This window comes from Pseudomonas sp. FW305-3-2-15-E-TSA4 (assembly GCF_058787295.1).
This window is the reverse complement of the sequence record NZ_JBYSZP010000011.1, coordinates 45,307-63,416: the sequence shown is the minus strand read 5'-3', so window position 1 is coordinate 63,416 and position 18,110 is coordinate 45,307. Positions and strand designations below refer to the sequence as shown.

The 18,110-nt window shown below is 60.0% G+C and carries 14 protein-coding genes; 7 read left to right on the top strand and 7 right to left on the bottom strand.

Annotation, left to right across the window (positions count from 1 at the left end):
• Positions 1–155: 155 nt before the first annotated feature.
• Entirely contained in the window at positions 156–932 is a 777-nt protein-coding gene (locus tag AC3WMV_RS16490; protein ID WP_027612842.1) for a ferredoxin--NADP reductase, read from the top strand.
• 42 nt (positions 933–974) lie between these two features.
• Here the strand turns inward: AC3WMV_RS16490 and mscL are convergent, their stop codons facing one another.
• Positions 975–1,388 carry a large-conductance mechanosensitive channel protein MscL gene (gene mscL, locus AC3WMV_RS16485; RefSeq protein ID WP_027612841.1) on the bottom strand — a complete coding sequence of 138 codons (414 nt, stop codon included), beginning with the start codon at positions 1,386–1,388 and terminating at the stop codon, positions 975–977.
• A 285-nt stretch (positions 1,389–1,673) separates the two neighbouring features.
• On the opposite strand from mscL, the gene katB reads away from it, so the two are divergent.
• Genes katB through radA form a run of 3 tightly spaced genes read left to right on the top strand, consistent with a single transcriptional unit; the run spans position 1,674 to position 5,223 of the window.
• Positions 1,674–3,215 (top strand): catalase KatB, encoded by a 1,542-nt coding sequence (gene katB, locus AC3WMV_RS16480; RefSeq protein ID WP_103367276.1) that lies wholly within the window; start codon positions 1,674–1,676, stop codon positions 3,213–3,215.
• A 60-nt stretch (positions 3,216–3,275) separates the two neighbouring features.
• Positions 3,276–3,812: an ankyrin repeat domain-containing protein gene (locus tag AC3WMV_RS16475; RefSeq protein ID WP_103367277.1), complete on the top strand. Its 537-nt coding sequence runs from the start codon at positions 3,276–3,278 to the stop codon at positions 3,810–3,812.
• 43 nt (positions 3,813–3,855) lie between these two features.
• Entirely contained in the window at positions 3,856–5,223 is a 1,368-nt protein-coding gene (radA, locus tag AC3WMV_RS16470; RefSeq protein ID WP_007963764.1) for a DNA repair protein RadA, read from the top strand.
• A gap of 111 nt (positions 5,224–5,334) precedes the next feature.
• On the opposite strand, the gene AC3WMV_RS16465 is transcribed toward radA, so the two are convergent.
• Entirely contained in the window at positions 5,335–5,703 is a 369-nt protein-coding gene (locus AC3WMV_RS16465) for a PilZ domain-containing protein (protein ID WP_103367278.1), read from the bottom strand.
• 159 nt (positions 5,704–5,862) lie between these two features.
• Between AC3WMV_RS16465 and AC3WMV_RS16460 the strand changes: the two genes are divergently transcribed.
• The 3 genes from AC3WMV_RS16460 (at position 5,863) to yjiA (ending at position 9,266) form a co-directional block, all read left to right on the top strand.
• Entirely contained in the window at positions 5,863–7,929 is a 2,067-nt protein-coding gene (locus AC3WMV_RS16460; RefSeq protein ID WP_007963766.1) for a carbon starvation CstA family protein, read from the top strand.
• 15 nt (positions 7,930–7,944) lie between these two features.
• Positions 7,945–8,142, top strand: a complete 198-nt coding sequence (locus AC3WMV_RS16455) for a YbdD/YjiX family protein (RefSeq protein WP_003228401.1) — start codon at positions 7,945–7,947, stop codon at positions 8,140–8,142.
• A gap of 152 nt (positions 8,143–8,294) precedes the next feature.
• Positions 8,295–9,266, top strand: coding sequence for a GTPase (gene yjiA / locus AC3WMV_RS16450; protein WP_096795248.1), 972 nt, complete (start codon positions 8,295–8,297; stop codon positions 9,264–9,266).
• Positions 9,267–9,382: 116 nt separating this feature from the next.
• Here yjiA and AC3WMV_RS16445 read toward each other — a convergent pair whose 3' ends face one another.
• The 5 genes from AC3WMV_RS16445 to morA form a co-directional block, all read right to left on the bottom strand.
• Entirely contained in the window at positions 9,383–10,093 is a 711-nt protein-coding gene (locus AC3WMV_RS16445; protein WP_103367279.1) for a GntR family transcriptional regulator, read from the bottom strand.
• A gap of 23 nt (positions 10,094–10,116) precedes the next feature.
• Complete coding sequence (locus tag AC3WMV_RS16440; protein WP_027612834.1) at positions 10,117–10,821, bottom strand: FadR/GntR family transcriptional regulator; 705 nt, start codon at positions 10,819–10,821, stop codon at positions 10,117–10,119.
• Positions 10,822–10,905: 84 nt separating this feature from the next.
• Entirely contained in the window at positions 10,906–12,219 is a 1,314-nt protein-coding gene (locus AC3WMV_RS16435) for a C4-dicarboxylate transporter DctA (RefSeq protein ID WP_095139287.1), read from the bottom strand.
• A gap of 279 nt (positions 12,220–12,498) precedes the next feature.
• The gene (glyA, locus tag AC3WMV_RS16430; protein WP_103367280.1) at positions 12,499–13,752 is read right to left on the bottom strand and encodes a serine hydroxymethyltransferase; all 1,254 of its coding nucleotides are present in this window, start codon (positions 13,750–13,752) and stop codon (positions 12,499–12,501) included.
• Between the two features lie 239 nt (positions 13,753–13,991).
• Positions 13,992–17,840 (bottom strand): cyclic di-GMP receptor MorA, encoded by a 3,849-nt coding sequence (morA, locus tag AC3WMV_RS16425; protein ID WP_103367281.1) that lies wholly within the window; start codon positions 17,838–17,840, stop codon positions 13,992–13,994.
• Positions 17,841–18,110: the final 270 nt, after the last annotated feature.

Here is an 18,110-nt window from a genome sequence, read left to right as displayed (position 1 = left end):
CATTCAATCGGACTTTGAATACTGCTGTATTAACGGCATTTGGGTTTAATTCTCATTTTTTCGGGCGGTCTGAACGGTAAACCACTACAAAAGCAGTGGTGTTTATGTTCTGGGTTTGCGCGAGACTGTCAGGGTCTTTTCCGTGGAGTGCCCCCATGACTGTCAGCGCAGATAAATTTACTGCCCAGACCTTGCTCGACGTGCAGCCTTTGACCCCCAGTCTGTTTACCCTGCGCACCACGCGCGATACGGGCTTCAGGTTTCGCGCGGGACAATTCGCTCGCCTGGGGGTGACAAAGGCTGATGGCAGCACGGTCTGGCGTGCTTACTCGATGGTCTCTTCACCCTTCGACGAGTTTCTCGAGTTCTTCTCCATCGTGGTGCCAGGTGGCGAATTCACCAGTGAACTTAGTCGCTTGCAGGTCGGCGATACCCTGCTGGTGGAACGCCAGGCCTTTGGTTACCTGACGCTGGATCGGTTTGTCGACGGTCGGGATTTGTGGCTGTTATCCACCGGGACCGGGGTTGCGCCGTTTCTGTCGATTCTGCAGGACTTCGAAGTGTGGGAGCGATTCGAGCGGATCATTCTGGTGTACAGCGTGCGCGAAGCGCGGGAACTGGCCTATCAGTCGTTGATTGCAGAACTGTCCGAGCGTGATTACCTGGCAGAACACGCCCATAAACTGCAGTTCATTCCCACCGTTACCCGAGAAAAGGTTCCTGGTGCCTTGCATGGCCGTATTACCAGCCTGATTGAAAGCGGCGAGCTGGAGCGTGAAGCCGGCGTTGAACTGGCCCCCGAGCACTCGCGCGTCATGCTGTGCGGCAATCCGCAGATGATCGACGACACCCGGGCACTGCTGAAGAAACGCCACATGAGCCTGAGCCTGACGCGGCGGCCGGGACAGGTGGCGGTGGAAAACTACTGGTAAAAAAACGGCGCCATCAGGCGCCGTTCTTTATTCATCAAGCAGTCAAGGCCGGTTGTTCTGGGCCTTGAGCAGATCGCGGATCTCACCGAGCAACTCTTCTTCCTTGGTCGGAACCGGTGGCAGGGAAGGGGCTACGGCTTCTTCGCGTTTAAGGCGGTTGATGGCTTTGACACCCATGAAGATCGCGAAGGCGACAATCACGAAGTCCAGAATGCTCTGGATGAATTTACCGTAAGCCATGACCACGGCAGGGGCGTTGCCCTCGGCGGCTTTAAGCGTGATGGCCAGATCACTGAAGTCCACCCCTCCGATCAACAGGCCGATTGGCGGCATGATCACGTCGCCGACAAACGACGAAACAATTTTGCCAAAGGCGGCACCGATGATGATACCGACGGCCATGTCGACCACATTGCCTTTGACCGCGAAGGCCTTGAACTCACTAAGCACGCCCATAGGTTATTTCCTTGTTACAGATGAGGTTGGTGTACGCAGTGTAAATCAGCAAACGCGTCCTGCGCGAAACACCTTCTTACAATGCCCGTTTTTATCGACCGATAAATCTGCAATTAGTTTGCAAAGTGCCACTAATCGCGCGCGAAATACGCCGTAACACGCTGATCGGGAAGCCAAAATTTTTAATCGTCGGGTTACGAACTTTCTATTTATGTTCGCGGACTTAGCCCTCTAGCCTCTGGTTGGCGCACCTGGATGCGCCCAAAAGAACCAGAGGAACCTGATATGAATTCCACCCTTGGATTGGGGGCTTTTCCCCATCGCCGTACGCTCGGCGTACTCACCGCCAGCCTGTTGACCTTCTCCGTGCACGCCGCGCCCCTGACCCGGGATAACGGTGCAGCGGTGGGCGACAATCAGAACTCGCAAACCGCCGGCGCCAACGGCCCGGTGCTGCTGCAAGACGTGCAACTGATCCAGAAACTCCAGCGTTTCGACCGTGAGCGCATTCCCGAGCGTGTGGTGCATGCCCGCGGTACCGGTGCCCATGGCACGTTCACCGTGACCAACGACCTCAGCGACCTGAGCAAGGCCAAGGTATTCGCTGCCGGGCAGGTGACGCCAGTGTTCGTGCGCTTCTCCGCAGTGGTTCACGGTAACCACTCCCCGGAAACCCTGCGCGATCCACGGGGCTTTGCCACCAAGTTCTACACCGCTGATGGCAACTGGGACCTGGTCGGCAACAACTTCCCGACCTTCTTCATTCGCGACGCGATCAAGTTTCCGGACATGGTCCATGCGTTCAAACCCGATCCACGCACCAACCTTGACGATGACTCGCGTCGTTTCGACTTCTTCTCCCACGTGCCGGAAGCCACTCGCACGCTGACCGAGCTGTATTCCAATTCGGGTACTCCAGCCAGTTATCGGGAAATGGACGGTAATGGCGTGCATGCCTACAAGTTGGTTAACGCCAATGGCGAAGTGCACTATGTGAAGTTCCACTGGAAAAGTTTGCAGGGCATCAAAAACCTGACACCTGAACAAGTCGAGAAAGTTCAGGGCAAAGATTACAGTCATATGACTAATGATCTGGTCAGTCATATCAATAAGGGTGATTTCCCGAAATGGGACTTGTACATCCAAGTGCTGAATCCGCAAGATTTGTCCAAGTTTGATTTCGATCCATTGGACGCTACCAAAATCTGGCCGAATGTTCCTGAGCGAAAAGTTGGACAAATGGTGTTGAACCGTAATCCGGCCAATGTGTTCCAGGAAACCGAACAAGTTGCCATGGCCCCGGCCAATGTTGTGCCGGGTATCGAACCTTCAGAAGATCGTCTGTTGCAAGGTCGAGTGTTTTCTTATGCCGATACGCAGATGTATCGCCTGGGTGCAAACGGCCTGCAACTTCCGATCAATGCGCCAAAAGTTGCGGTCAACAATGGCAATCAGGACGGTGCGATGAACTTCGGTGCCACGGCGTCTGGCGTGAACTATCAGCCAAGCCGCATGCAACCGCGTGAAGAGCCGCAAAGCGCGCGTTACAGCCAGCTGGCACTGTCGGGCAGCACCCAGCAGGCGAAGATTCAGCGTGAGCAGAACTTCAAACAGGCCGGGGATCTGTATCGCTCGTTCAGCCAGCAGGAGCGTCAGGACCTGATCACCAGCTTCGGCGGTTCGCTGGCGACCACCGATGACGAGAGCAAGCACATCATCCTGTCCTTTCTTTATAAGGCAGATCCGGAATACGGCACCGGTGTGACCAAAGTGGCCAAGGGTGATCTGAGCCGGGTCAAGGCGCTGGCAGCGAAACTGGTCGACTGATCTCGACGCCATGCAACGCGGGGCCTGACTCAGGCCCCGCTCTGCCCAAGGAGAGCGTTTATGCGTGCCTTTCTTTTACTGTTGCTCGGTTGCCTGTCATTTGCAGCGCTGGCCGAACAGAACCCCGAGGCGATCAAGGCGCAGTTGCAGGATTACTATTTCGATGCCGCCCGGCGTGGTGATGTGCCGATGCTCGAGACCTTTATCGAGTCCGGTTATTCCCTCGATACCCGCGACAGCAAGGGCTACACCGCTTTGATTCTGGCGGCGTATCACGGCCAGGGTGCGGCAGTTGACCGGTTACTGGCGGCGGGCGCTGATGCCTGCGCGCAGGACCAACGTGGCAACACAGCGCTGATGGGCGCGATTTTCAAAGGCGAGATACAGATTGCTCGAAGGCTGATGGCCACCGATTGCAGCCCCGATCAGCGCAACGGCGCAGGCCAGACTGCGGCCATGTACGCCGGGTTGTTCAAGCGTGTCGAACTGCTCGATGCGCTCAAGGCCAAAGGCGCCGATCTCAATGCCGAAGACCCGCTGGGCAACAGCGCCGCGCGTCTGGCCAACGGCGAAATCCGTACCGCCGCGCCGCGCTGAGCGGTGGCTGCGTTATCATCGCGGTTTTTGCCGGGGGATCCAGATGGCCAAGGCCAAGCGCATGTACGGCTGCACCGAGTGCGGCGCAACCTTTCCCAAGTGGGCGGGCCAGTGCGGCGAGTGCGGCGCCTGGAACACCCTGACCGAAACCATGATCGAAAGCGGCGGGGCCACGGCGCCCACCGGGCGTACCGGCTGGGCCGGGCAGCAAGCGCAGATCAAGACCCTGGCCGAAGTCAGCATCGAGGAGATTCCACGTTTCTCCACTGCGTCCGGTGAGCTGGATCGAGTCTTGGGTGGCGGTCTGGTCGACGGTTCGGTGGTGCTGATCGGTGGTGATCCGGGCATCGGCAAGTCGACGATTCTGTTGCAGACCCTGTGCAACCTCGCCAAGAGCATGCCGGCGCTGTACGTCACCGGCGAAGAATCCCAGCAGCAAGTGGCGATGCGCGCCCGGCGTTTGGGGTTGCCCCAGGATCAACTGCGGGTGATGACCGAAACCTGCATCGAAACCATCATCGCCACCGCCCGTCAGGAAAAACCCAAGGTGATGGTGATCGACTCGATCCAGACGATTTTCACCGAACAGCTGCAATCAGCGCCGGGTGGCGTCTCGCAGGTACGTGAGAGCGCGGCGCTGCTGGTGCGTTATGCCAAGCAGAGTGGCACGGCGATCTTCCTCGTCGGTCACGTCACCAAGGAAGGCGCATTGGCAGGCCCAAGGGTTCTCGAACACATGGTCGACACCGTGCTGTATTTCGAAGGCGAATCCGATGGCCGTTTGCGTTTGTTGCGGGCGGTGAAAAACCGTTTCGGTGCGGTCAATGAACTGGGCGTGTTCGGCATGACCGACAAGGGCCTGAAAGAAGTCTCCAACCCTTCGGCGATTTTTCTCACCCGTGCCCAGGAAGAAGTCCCGGGCAGTGTGGTGATGGCCACCTGGGAAGGCACCCGGCCGATGCTGGTGGAAGTGCAGGCGTTGGTCGATGACAGCCATCTGGCCAATCCACGGCGCGTGACGTTGGGCCTTGATCAGAACCGATTGGCGATGTTGTTGGCGGTATTGCATCGCCATGGCGGCATTCCGACCCATGATCAGGACGTGTTCCTCAACGTGGTCGGCGGGGTGAAGGTGCTGGAGACCGCGTCCGACCTGGCGTTGATGGCGGCGGTGATGTCGAGCCTGCGCAACCGGCCGTTGCCGCATGATCTGCTGGTGTTTGGCGAAGTCGGTTTGTCCGGCGAGGTGCGTCCGGTGCCGAGCGGCCAGGAGCGCTTGAAGGAAGCGGCCAAGCATGGCTTCAAACGGGCGATCGTGCCCAAGGGCAATGCACCGAAAGAGGCGCCGCCGGGGTTGCAGATCATTGCCGTGACCCGGTTGGAACAGGCGCTCGACGCATTGTTCGAATAGTCCTGTGGGAGCGGGCTTGCCCGCGAAAGCGGTGTGTCAGTCGAAATCAATGTTGATTGACACGGCTTCTTCGCGGGCAAGCCCGCTCCCACAGGGGATTTGTATTGATGGCTAGATTTCGATCAGGGCGCCGAGTTCGCGCTCAAGCTCGGCTTCGTCAGCCAGGTTGAGCTCGATCAACCGTCGCAAGCGCTGGATCGACTCCAGACTGATATGCCGGCAGACGAAGCCTAGTTGTCCGTGATCTTCGTGAGCCAGGTGTACATCCATCTCGATATCGACATCATCGCTCAGATGAATGTTGACGAAGAAATCCTGCTCCCTATCCCCAAGCCACGGCTCCGGCCGTTCGATCAGCAGCCCTTTGAGCGACAGGTCGATCAGTTTCACCGGCCAGATATATTCACCTTGGCGCAACTCGGTTCTGGCATCGAACGCAATACGTTTGAAGCGACGGCGATTGGCTGGGTGTTCGCTCATGGCGCAATCCTCGGGAGAGTTCGCTGACTATAGACCCGACTCGCGGGTGGCTGCCAATCAACGAGCCGTCTAGACCAACGTCGGGGTATGGCCTTTGGCGCCGTAAGCGCTAAACTCGGGGTGGCTGTCTTTCTTGTCCACCCTGGCTGGAATAATAAAATGAAAAATAATAATAGCCTGCTACGCCACTTACCCTGGCTAGTGCTGGCAATCGTAGGAGCGTGCGCCCTGGGCGTAGTGGCATTGCGCCGAGGAGAGGCGATCAACGCCTTGTGGATCGTGGTCGCGGCAGTGGCCATTTATCTGGTCGCGTACCGTTACTACAGCCTGTTCATCGCCAACAATGTGATGCAACTCGATCCGCGTCGGGCCACCCCCGCCGTGCTCAACAACGACGGTCTGGACTACGTTCCAACCAACAAACACATTCTTTTCGGTCACCACTTCGCGGCCATCGCCGGCGCAGGACCTCTGGTCGGCCCGGTACTGGCGGCGCAGATGGGTTATCTGCCCGGCACGCTGTGGCTGATTGCCGGGGTGGTGCTGGCGGGCGCGGTGCAGGACTTCATGGTTCTGTTCATGTCGACCCGGCGCAACGGCCGTTCCCTGGGCGACATGGTGCGTGAAGAAATGGGCCGCATCCCCGGCACCATCGCCCTGTTCGGCTGCTTCCTGATCATGATCATCATCCTCGCGGTGCTGGCGCTGATCGTGGTCAAGGCACTGGCAGAGAGCCCATGGGGCATCTTCACCGTGATGGCGACCATCCCGATCGCGATGTTCATGGGCATCTACATGCGCTACATCCGCCCGGGCCGCATCGGCGAGATCTCGGTCATCGGTGTGTTGCTGCTGCTCGGTTCGATCTGGCTCGGCGGGCAGATTGCCGCTGATCCGGTGTGGGCCAAGGCCTTCAGCTTCACCGGCGTGCAAATCACTTGGATGCTGATCGGTTATGGCTTCGTCGCCGCCGTGTTGCCGGTGTGGCTGATCCTCGCGCCACGCGACTACCTGTCGACGTTCCTCAAGATCGGCACCATCATCGCCTTGGCGATCGGCATTCTGGTGACCATGCCCGAGCTGAAAATGCCGGCGCTGACCCAGTTCGTCGACGGCACCGGCCCGGTGTGGAAGGGCGGTCTGTTCCCGTTCCTGTTCATCACCATCGCTTGCGGTGCGGTGTCCGGGTTCCACGCACTGATCTCTTCGGGCACCACGCCGAAGTTGCTGGATAACGAAACCAACGCGCGTTACATCGGTTACGGCGGCATGCTGATGGAATCGTTTGTGGCGATCATGGCCATGGTTGCCGCTTCGGTGATCGAGCCGGGCGTGTACTTCGCCATGAACAGCCCGGCCGCCGTGGTCGGCGGTGACGTCGCATCGGTGGCGCAGATGGTCAGCAGCTGGGGCTTCGCGATCACGCCGGAGGCGCTGCAAGCCGTGGCTCACGACATCGGCGAAACCACCATCCTCGCCCGTGCCGGCGGCGCGCCGACCCTGGCGGTCGGTATCGCGCAGATCCTGCACAGTGTCCTGCCGGGTGAAAACACCATGGCGTTCTGGTACCACTTCGCGATTCTGTTCGAAGCGCTGTTCATCCTGACCGCTGTAGACGCCGGCACCCGTGCCGGGCGCTTCATGCTGCAGGACCTGCTCGGCTCCTTCGTTCCGGCGCTCAAGCGCACCGAATCGTGGACTGCCAACCTGATCGCCACCGCCGGTTGTGTGGCGATGTGGGGCTGGTTGCTGTATCAGGGCGTGATCGATCCGCTGGGCGGCATCAACACCCTGTGGCCGCTGTTCGGTATCTCCAACCAGATGCTGGCCGGTATCGCGCTGATGCTCGGCACCGTGGTCCTGATCAAGATGAAGCGTCAGCGCTACATCTGGGTCACCCTGCTGCCAGCCGCCTGGCTGCTGATCTGCACCACCACTGCAGGCTTCATCAAGCTGTTCGACGCCAACCCGGCGATCGGCTTCCTGTCGCTGGCCAAGAAGTACAGCGATGCCCTGGCCGCCGGGCAAGTCATTGCCCCGGCCAAGAGTATCGAGCAGATGCAGCACGTGATCTTCAACGCCTACACCAACGCAACGCTCACGGCGCTGTTCCTGTTCGTGGTCTTCAGCATCCTGTTCTATGCGCTCAAGGTCGGCATCGCTGCCTGGGGCAAAAAAGAGCGAACGGATAAAGAATCGCCATTCCAGGCCCTGCCGGACGCGTAACCAGAGGATTGCACCATGTTCAATGACCTGAGTCGCCTCGGTAAATACCTCGGTCAGGCCGCACGCCTGATGGTCGGCATGCCCGACTACGACACCTACGTCGAGCATATGCAAACCAAACACCCGGACAAACCGGTGATGAGCTACGAGATGTTCTTCCGCGAACGTCAGGAAGCGCGTTACGGTGGCAAGGGTGGGCCGAAGTGCTGTTGAGCTGACAGCCTGCGGTTGAGGTCATCCCCCTGTGGGAGCGAGCCTGCTCGCGAATACGGAGTGTCAGTTGATGAATGATTTGACTGACACACCGCTTTCGCGAGCAGGCTCGCTCCCACATTTGTTTTGTGTTTGTTTCAGGAGATCGTGTTTTGTCTTCTCCCATACCTGTAACGGTACTCAGCGGTTTCCTCGGTGCCGGCAAGACCACCTTGTTGCGCCATCTGCTCAAAGCCGAGCATGGCCTGAAGATCGCCGTGATCGAGAACGAATTCAGCGACGCCGGCATCGACACCCAGTTGCTCGGCGTCGAACCGGTGCAAGTCATGACCCTGGCCAACGGCTGCGTCTGCTGCACCATCCACACCGATCTGACCAAGGCCCTGTACCTGCTGCTCGAACGCCTGGACAGCGGTGAAATCGCCTTCGACCGTCTGGTGATCGAGTGCACCGGTCTGGCCGACCCGGCCCCGGTGGCACAGACCTTTTTCATCGATGAAGAACTGCGCGAACGCTATCTGCTCGACGGCATCATTACCCTGGTGGATGCCGCTCATGCCGACCAGCACCTGACCCAGACAATTGCTCAGGCGCAGATCGGTTTCGCCGACCGCTTGCTGGTGAGCAAGACCGATCTGGTGGATGAAGCCACGTTCAACGCACTGAGCGAACGCCTGACGCGGATCAATCGTCGCGCGCCGATCCGTGTGGTCGAGCACGGCAACATCGATCTGGCGGAACTGCTCGACGTGCGCGGCTTCAACCTCAATGCTGACCTGGGCGGCGGGGTGAGCCTGCGCCCGGTGAGCAAGGCGCCTTCCATCGACCGCATCTCCAGTCTGGTGCTGCGCACAGACCAGCCGCTGGATATCGATCAACTCAGCGAGTTCATGAATGAGCTGCTGGAAGAACATGGCAAGCAGTTGTTGCGCTACAAGGGCGTGTTGAACATCGCTGGCGAGGATCGGCGGCTGGTGTTTCAGGGCGTGCTGAAGCTTTACGGTTTCGACTGGGACACCGAATGGGCCGAGGGTGAGGCGCGGGAAAGTGTGATTGTGTTTATTGCCGATGATCTGCCGGAAGAGAAGATTCGGGCGGGGTTTGCCAGAGTGACTTCTGCCTGATGATTCTTCGGCGCCAGGGCTGACGCCTTCGCGAGCAAGCCCGCTCCCACAGTAGACCGCATTCTGTCAGGGGGAATGCAATTCACTGTGGGAGCGGGCTTGCTCGCGAAGGCGATCTAACCGGCGACACGATGCTCAAGGGCTGTACCCAGCAAGGTCTGCTCAAGATGATCCAGGTGTTGATTCATCAGTCGCTCAGCCATGGACATATCCCCAGACGCGACCACATCGACAATCGCCAGATGCTCCTGCCACGCGCAGCAACCCAGCGTCGATCCATCACACCGCGCAATCGCCAGCGACGTCAACGGCACCAGACTGCCAAGAAAATGTGCCAACGGTGCATTCCCCGCCATTTGTGCCAGCTGCAGATGAAACTCGCCGGACAAACGAATCGCCGCCGCACGGCGTTCCTGTGTCACGGCCAGACGTTCACGCTCGACCAGCGTGCGCAAGCGTTTCAAACTCTCCGCTGAGGCATTCTGACAAGCCAGACGCACTAGCGTCGCTTCGGTTAGGCGCCGGGCGTGCAGGGTTTGCCGGGTCTGCTCGGCATCCGGTGTGGCGACCCGTGGCCGATGGTTGGCGCGCAGCACAATCACCTGCTCATGGGACAACTGCGTCAGCACCCGGCGCACATCGGCGCGGCTGACGCCAAACATCTGCTTGAGACTGTCTTCGGTGAAGCGGCTGGCCGGGTCGATTCGCCGGTCCAGAATCGCGTCGAACAGCCGCGGGTACAGATCGTCTGCCGACGCCTGCAGGCGGGAGAAGGGCAGGGGGGCCGACATCTGACGAGTGTGCGGCGACGTGGCAAGGCTGTTCATGGCCGGTCTCCAGTGTGAATCAATCAGTGGCTGAGGTTGTCATCCGGAATGTTCAATTCAACGCCCATCCGTTGGCCTTCGCGCAGAATGTGCCGACGCATTTCGGCGCTGGCCTGAGCGCTGTTCTTGCTGCGGATTGCGCGTACCACCGCTTCGTTTTCTTCCAGGCGTTCGGCCAGATGCTCAGGCGAATTGCGCAGCACTTCGGCGCTTTGCTTGAGGGCATTGCTCGTTTGCTGCACCACACTCTGGAAAATCGGGTTCGAAGTCAGGGTGAACAGCTCCTCGTGGAAGGCGATGTAGGCGCTGACCCCGGCTTCGCTGTCGCCCGCTTCGAGGGCTTCGCGCATGTCCATCAGGGTCAGGCGCAACTGGCCGACTTCCTTGCTGCTGATCGACTGCGCGACCAGACCGACGATGAATGGCTCAAGGGTGTAGCGCAGTTGCAGCACGTCTTCGAGGCTGGCGCCGGCCACCGCGCTGTCGTGGCTCTGGCTGTCACTGAGCTGGGCGTCGAGCACCACCACGCCTTTGCCCGGCATCGAGCGCACCAGGCCAAGGGTTTCCAGGACGATCACCGCTTCGCGCAGGCTCGGACGACTGATGCCCAGTTGTTCGGCCAGTTCGCGCTGGCCCGGCAGCATGTCGCCGGAGCGCCACTGACCACGGGCGAGGGCGGCGCGCAGTTTTTCTACGACTGAGTTGACGACGGTTGATGTGGTGATCACTTGTCTAGCTCCGTAAGCCCATAGGGGATGCCGCAAACAAGATCAAAAGATCGCAGCCTGCGGCAGCTCCTACAGGGTTGAAAATCAGAACTCTTGCTGGTGCGCCGGAGTTCCGGTTTTACGCGGTTGAAAGGTGTAGCCCTGCTGACCGCTGAGTACTTTGTTTGCGCGTTGCACATCGATGTCCTTTTCCCAACGGGCGATGGCCACGGTGGCGACGCAGTTGCCGATCAGATTGGTCAGCGCCCGGCCGATGCCCATGAACCAGTCCACTGCCAGTACCAGCACCAGGCCGACCACTGGAATCGCCGGAATCGCCGTCAGGGTCGCCGCCAGAATCACCAGCGCCGAGCCGGGAATGCCGTGGGCGCCCTTGGAAGTGATCAGCGACACCAGCAGAATTGTCAGCAGATCGGTCATCGCCAGTGGCGTGCCGGTGGCGTTGGCGATGAACACGATGGCCAGGGTCAGGTAGATCGAGAAACCGTCGAGGTTGAACGAATAGCCGGTGGGAATCACCAGCCCGACCGTCGAGCTGCCAATCCCCAGGTGTTCAAGTTTGCGCATGATCTGTGGCAGCACGGCGTCGGAAGAAGCGGTGCCCATGACGATCAGCAGCTCTTCACGCAGGTACTTGAGCAGCGGCCACAGACGCAGGCCCGAGGCGCGCATTACCACGCCGAGGATCACGCTGACGAACGCCATGCAGGTCAGGTAAAACAGGCCGACCAGACTGCCCAAGTGCTGTAGCGAATCGAGGCCGTACTTGCTGGTGGTGAAGGCGATGGCGCCGAACACGCCGATCGGCGCCAGGCGCACGATCATGCCCATGATCCGGAAGATCACATGGCTCAGTTCGTTGATCAGCCGCGAGATTCCGGAGGCCGCTTCGCCCACCAGATTCAGCGCACTGCCGAACAGCACCGAGAACAACAGCACTTGCAAAATGTTGTTGTCGGCGAAAGCTCCCAGCACCGAGGTCGGGATCAGGTCCATCAGGAACTGGGTGGTGGTGTGCATGTGCTGGCCGCGTTCAGCGATATCGCCCATGTCGGCGGCGGACAGTTGCTCCAGATGGATATTCGCGCCGCTGCCGATTCCGGTGCTGAAGGCGAATACCAGACCGATCACCAGCGCGAGGGTGGTCAGCACTTCAAAGTAGATCACCGACTTGAGGCCGATGCGCCCGACTTTCTTCAGATCGCCCGCGCCGCTGATACCGCTGACCACCACGCAGAACACGATCAGGCCGATAAGCATCTTGATCAGTTTGATGAAGCCGTCACCCAGTGGTTTGAGCTGAGCGGAATATTCGGGAAGGGTCAGCCCGCAGACGATGCCGAGCACCAGTCCGAGAACCACTTGGAGGAAGATTGAACGCGAGCACCATCTGAGCATGGGAGGAATCCTGGTCGGTGTCCTGGCTGCCGTGCGCCTTTGGGCGCATCAGATTCAGAACTTAATTATTGTGGTCTTACCGGTATGTCCAGTGCGGGTGCAGTCTAGGCGCGGATTTTTGCGGATCGCAAGTGAAAATTGATGAATTGGCATGACCGGTCTGACCAGTTGTGCGGTGAGTCCCATTCTTGAGCGGTTCAGGCGTTTGAAAAAATGTGGGCATAAAAAAACCGGCCAATCACTTGGCCGGTTTTTCATGCTGCGGATTTGGCGTCGCGATTACGCGCCGTACACCGGCAGTTTCTTGCAGATGGCTTTGACTTTCTCACGAACGGCGTCGATCACCGCTTCGTTGTTCAGGTCAGCCAGGATGTCGCAGATCCAGCCGGCCAGCTCTTTGCACTCTGCTTCCTTGAAGCCGCGAGTGGTCACAGCCGGAGTACCGAAGCGCAGGCCGGAAGTGACGAACGGCGAGCGTGGGTCGTTAGGCACGGAGTTCTTGTTCACGGTAATGAACGCTTTGCCCAGCGCGGCGTCGGCGTCTTTACCGGAGATGTCCTGCTTGATCAGCGACAGCAGGAACAGGTGGTTCTTGGTACCGCCGGACACCACGTCGAAACCGCGCTCGATGAACACTTCGGCCATGGCCTGGGCGTTCTTCACCACTTGTTCCTGGTAAGCCTTGAACTCAGGCTGCAGTGCTTCCTTGAAGCAGATCGCTTTAGCGGCGATCACGTGCTCCAGCGGGCCGCCCTGGGCGCCCGGGAATACCGCGGAGTTCAGCTTCTTCTCGATGTCGGCGTTGGCGCGTGCCAGGATCAGACCGCCACGTGGACCGCGCAGGGTCTTGTGCGTGGTGGTGGTGACCACGTCCGCGAATGGCACCGGGTTCGGGTAGACGCCAGCGGCGACCAGACCGGCTACGTGAGCCATGTCGACGAACAGGTAGGCACCGACTTTGTCAGCGATGGCGCGGAAGCGCGGGAAGTCGAGAATTTGCGAGTAGGCAGAGAAACCGGCCACGATCATTTTCGGCTTGTGTTCTACAGCCAGACGCTCGACTTCGTCGTAGTCGATCAGGCCATTGGCGTCGATGCCGTACTGCACCGCGTTGTACAGCTTGCCGGAGGAGGAAACGCTGGCACCGTGGGTCAGGTGACCACCGTGGGCCAGGCTCATGCCCAGGATAGTGTCGCCACCTTGCAGCAGAGCCAGGTAGACAGCGGCGTTGGCTTGGGAACCGGCGTGCGGCTGAACGTTGGCGTAATCGGCGCCGAACAGCTCTTTGGCGCGGTCGATGGCCAGTTGTTCAACAACGTCGACGTACTCGCAACCACCGTAGTAGCGCTTGCCCGGGTAGCCTTCGGCGTACTTGTTGGTCAGTACCGAGCCTTGAGCTTCCATCACCGCAGGGCTGGTGTAGTTTTCCGAAGCGATCAGCTCAATGTGCTCTTCCTGGCGCTGAGCTTCTTGCTCCATGGCGGCAAAGAGATCGGCGTCGTACTTGGCAATAGTCAAATCACGGCTGAACATGGCGGTCCTCAAGGATCGGGGGCAGAAAAGGGGGGCATTCTAACCCAATGGGTTTTGGATGGCATATGAAACGACATCATGTCGCAGACAAGTGGCGTTCATGCCAGATGTGCGGTGCCTTTGAAGGCCTCTTCGCGAGCAGGCTCGCTCCCACAGTAATCGAGGCAGGCCTGCGATTTTGTGATCGACATCAATCCCAGTGGGAGCGAGCCTGCTCGCGAAGGGCGCGCCGCCGATGTTCAGTCGAACATGAAGAGGGCGTCGTTACTGAACTGCGCTTCAAACCGGCTCGCCGGCATTGGCCGTCCGAACAGATAGCCCTGAACCTCATCGCAGCCGTGCTCGCGCAGGAAGTCCAGTTGCTCATGGGTTTCCACGCCTTCGGCGATTACCGCCAGATTGAGGCTGTGGGCCATGGCGATGATTGCGCGAGCGATCTGCGCGTCCTGCTCGCCGGACGGCAGGCCGTCGACGAAGGTACGGTCGATCTTCAGCACGTCGATCGGAAATTGCTTGAGGTAGTTCAGCGACGAATAACCGGTGCCGAAGTCGTCGACCGCAATGCTCAGGCCCAGGTTTTTCAGCCCGGCCAGAATCTGCATTGCTTCGCTGACTTCGCGCATCAGGATACTTTCGGTCAGCTCCAGCTCCAGACACGCCGGTGGCAGCCCGGTTTCGCGCAGGATCGTGGCGATGCGCGTACCGAGCTGGCCATCGGAGAACTGCCGCGCCGAAATGTTCACCGAGACCTTCGGCACGCGCACGCGGTTCTGGTGCCAGGTCTTGAGCTGACGGCAGGCCTCGCTGATCACCCAGTCGCCAACGTCCACCACCAGACCCAGCTCTTCCAGCACCGGAATGAAATCCCCCGGCGGCACCAGCCCGCGACGCGGATGACGCCAACGCAGCAGCGCTTCGGCGCCAGTCAGGCGTTTGCCGTCGCCGCTGAATTGCGGCTGGTAATACAGGACGAATTCGTTCTGCTCCAGCGCATGACGCAGGTCGCTTTCCAGCTCCAGACGTTCCAGCGCACTGGCGTTCATGTCGGCCTGATAGAACTGGAAGTTGTTCTTGCCGCGCTCCTTGGCGTGGTACATCGCGGTGTCGGCGTTCTTCATCAACTGGCTGAGTTCGTTGCCGTCCTGCGGGCTCAGGGCGATGCCGATACTGGCGGTGACGAAGAACTCGCGACCTTCCAGCACAAATGGACGCACCAGGCTGGCGAGAATCTGCTCGGCCACATGAATCGCTCGGTTCAGCGCCATTTCGCGGCTGGAGCGGTGTTGCAGGAGCAAGGTGAACTCGTCACCGCCCATGCGCGCCACGGTGTCGTCATCGTCGACGCAGGCCAGCAACCGCGTGGCCATGTCTTTCAACATGCGGTCGCCAGCCGCGTGGCCGAGGGAGTCGTTGATCGGTTTGAAGCGGTCGAGGTCGAGGAACATCAGCACCACCCATGACTTCTGCCGTTCGGCCGATTGCAGCGCGGTGTGCAGACGATCCTGGAACAGCGTGCGGTTCGGCAGGTGGGTCAGGGCGTCGTAGTAAGCGAGACGATGGATGCGTTGTTCGCTGGCCTTGCGCTCGCTGATGTCGCTGAAGAAGCACACGTAACTGGCCAGATCGCCTTCATCGTCGAGTACCGCCGTGATGCCGACCCACGCCGGGTAATGCTCGCCGTTACGGCGCTTGAGCCAGACTTCGCCTTCCCAGGTGCTGTGCTGATGCAATTGCTTGAGCACGTAGCGCAGGTGCGCGTCCTGTTGCTCGTCGACGGTGAGCATGTTCGGCAACTGATCGAGCACCTCCGACACCGCGTAACCGCTGACCCGGCTGAAGGCTTCGTTGGCCTGCACGATGTAACCGGCGGGGTCGGTGATCAGGATCGCCGAGGTCGAGTGCTCGAATACGGTGGCGGCCATGCGCAAGTCTTTCTCGGCGCGGCGCTGCTGGCTGATGTCGCGACCGACGCCGAGCACGCCTTCGAACGCGCCGTGTTCGTCCCACACCAGCACCAGCCGCAGCTCGATCGGAATCTTGCGGCCGTCGGCGCGCAGGCAGTCGAACAGGAACATCTGCGTCTGTACCTGGCTTCGCAGTTGCGCGAGTTGCTCAGGCTTGTCGAGCGCTTTGCTGACCCGATCCATCAAGGTGTAGATGCCGGATAGCTGCTGCGGGTTGGCGATCGTCGATTGCCAGCCATTCTGGAAGATCCACTCGGCGTCGTAACCCAGCACCGCCTGCACCGACGGGCTGACGTAGTTCAACGACAGCTTGCTGTCGGTGGAGAAAATCACATCGCTGATGCTTTCGGCGAGCATGCGGTAGCGCTGCTCGCTGTCGCGCAGCGATTCGCTGGCCTCGATCTGCTCGGTGATGTCCTTGGCCACGCCGATGATCCGCGTGACCTGATCATGTTTGTCACGGGCCAGCGCCTGCTCACGAATATCGAAGCGCCGCCATTTGCCGTCGCGATGGCGGAAGCGCAATTGGCACTGCAACAGCTGGCTGTACCCGGCGTGCCGCTGCATCTGCCGCGAGCGGTGGTAATAGTCGGCATCCTCCGGGTGCAGGAGGATTTCCCAGAAGTACTCGCCCATCTGGTGCAGCTCGGAGCGGTTGTAACCGAGGGTCTGGCCGAGGTGGTGGTTGCTGAAAATCATCCGCTGGCTGATCACGTCCTGCACATACAGATGGTCCGGCACGGTGCGCACCACGTCCGACCAGAAACCTTCGCGCTCCAGCAGCGACAGTTCGATCAGCTTGCGGCTGGTGATGTCGTTGATGCTGAGGATCACCGCTTTATAGTCGTGCTGTTCCTCGGGCAGGCGCAGGACCATCCACAGGTGCTGATCGCGGCCGTTGATGTCCGGCAGTCTGATTTCCAGCTCCAGCTGTTTTTGCTGCTGCAGAACCGCGTCGAGCACCTGGTTGCCGATGGCACACTGGCTGTGCGGATGGCCATCGATCAGCAACTGCCAGGCGTGCTCACAGGAATTGACATTGAGCAGTTGCAGCGCCACCTGATTGACCTCGGTGACGCGCAGTTCCTGCAGCAGTTGCTGGCGCTGGGCCGGTTGGTCGAGCCAGGCCTTGAGCTGGTCGCTGGTCTGGATCTGTGCTTTGTCGAATACCTGCTTGAGGCCGGACAGATCGAGCACACACAACGCAACGCCAGTGCCTTCAAAGATGTCCTGATAACGTCGGCGACCTTCATGCAACTGGCGCTGGCGGCGGCGCATGTTGAGCAGCGCGATCACCGGCAACATCGAGAACGCGAGACCCAGCAGGCATTTGCCGATGAACGCCGGCAGCAGTTCTTCGAGCACGCGCTGACGATCGAACAGCCCGCGCAACTGCCAGTCGCTGCTGCTCAGTGGCACGGTCAGCACGGTGTTGGCCATGTCGTCCGGGCTCAGCACCCCGGGCCGGGCGGAGGATAGCGCTTCGTCGCGGCTGATGATCTGATGGTTGAGACGGTTTTCTACCAGCCACAACGGACGGATGCCGGTTTCGCCCTGCTGGGTCAGCGAATCGAAAAACGTCGGGGTCAGGCGCAACGCCCAATAACCGCGCGTGCTGCCGCTGGCCTGATGCAACAACAGATGCACCACCGAGCCGTCGTCGGCGTTACTGAAGTAATGTGCCTGGGCGCGGCTGCGGCGCACCAGTTCAGCGAGGTAATCGGCGTCGTGGCTGTCGCTGGCGCTGTCGTTGAGGATTTTCCCGGACGGGCTGAGCAGGGCCAGACTGCGCAGGTCCGGGAGCGATTGCTGGAGCTTGCGCAGCAGCGCCTGCTGTTCGTCGGACGACTGCGGCTGTTCGACGATCGGTAGCAGGTTGAGGGCGATTTGCGCATTCAGCGACATGTTCAGGCTGACCTGCGAGGCGAGGTCGGCGGTGTAGTCGATGGTGTACTGGCGCTGGTTTTTCTGGGTCTCGCGCAATTGATCGAGCAGTTGCCAGAACAGCAGGGCCAGCAGCAAAAGTACCAGCGTCGCCAATGCCCCCTTCAATGTTCCGCGCAGGGGCGAGCCGGTCCCCGGATTGGACGCGCTCACAGAAGCTGGCGGGGTAACGTTGGACAAGCTGAAATCCTGCGGTTTGGCTGGACTGGCGCGACGTGCACTATAAGCCGGACGCCCGAAGGGCGGCTAGCATGCCTTGAGTTGTGGCGAAGTGCCAGCCCCACTCGGCTGGACTGCCACCGGTCATTCAGGTAGCTTTGCCGGTTACGCGGGAGCGTTCCAGCTCCTAGAATCAGACTTTTTTCCGCGCGCACGCATTGATGACCATCAAGTGAACGACGCGCATCGGTCTGGCCGGGCATCGCCTGCGCTCCAATCATTCATCTGTCA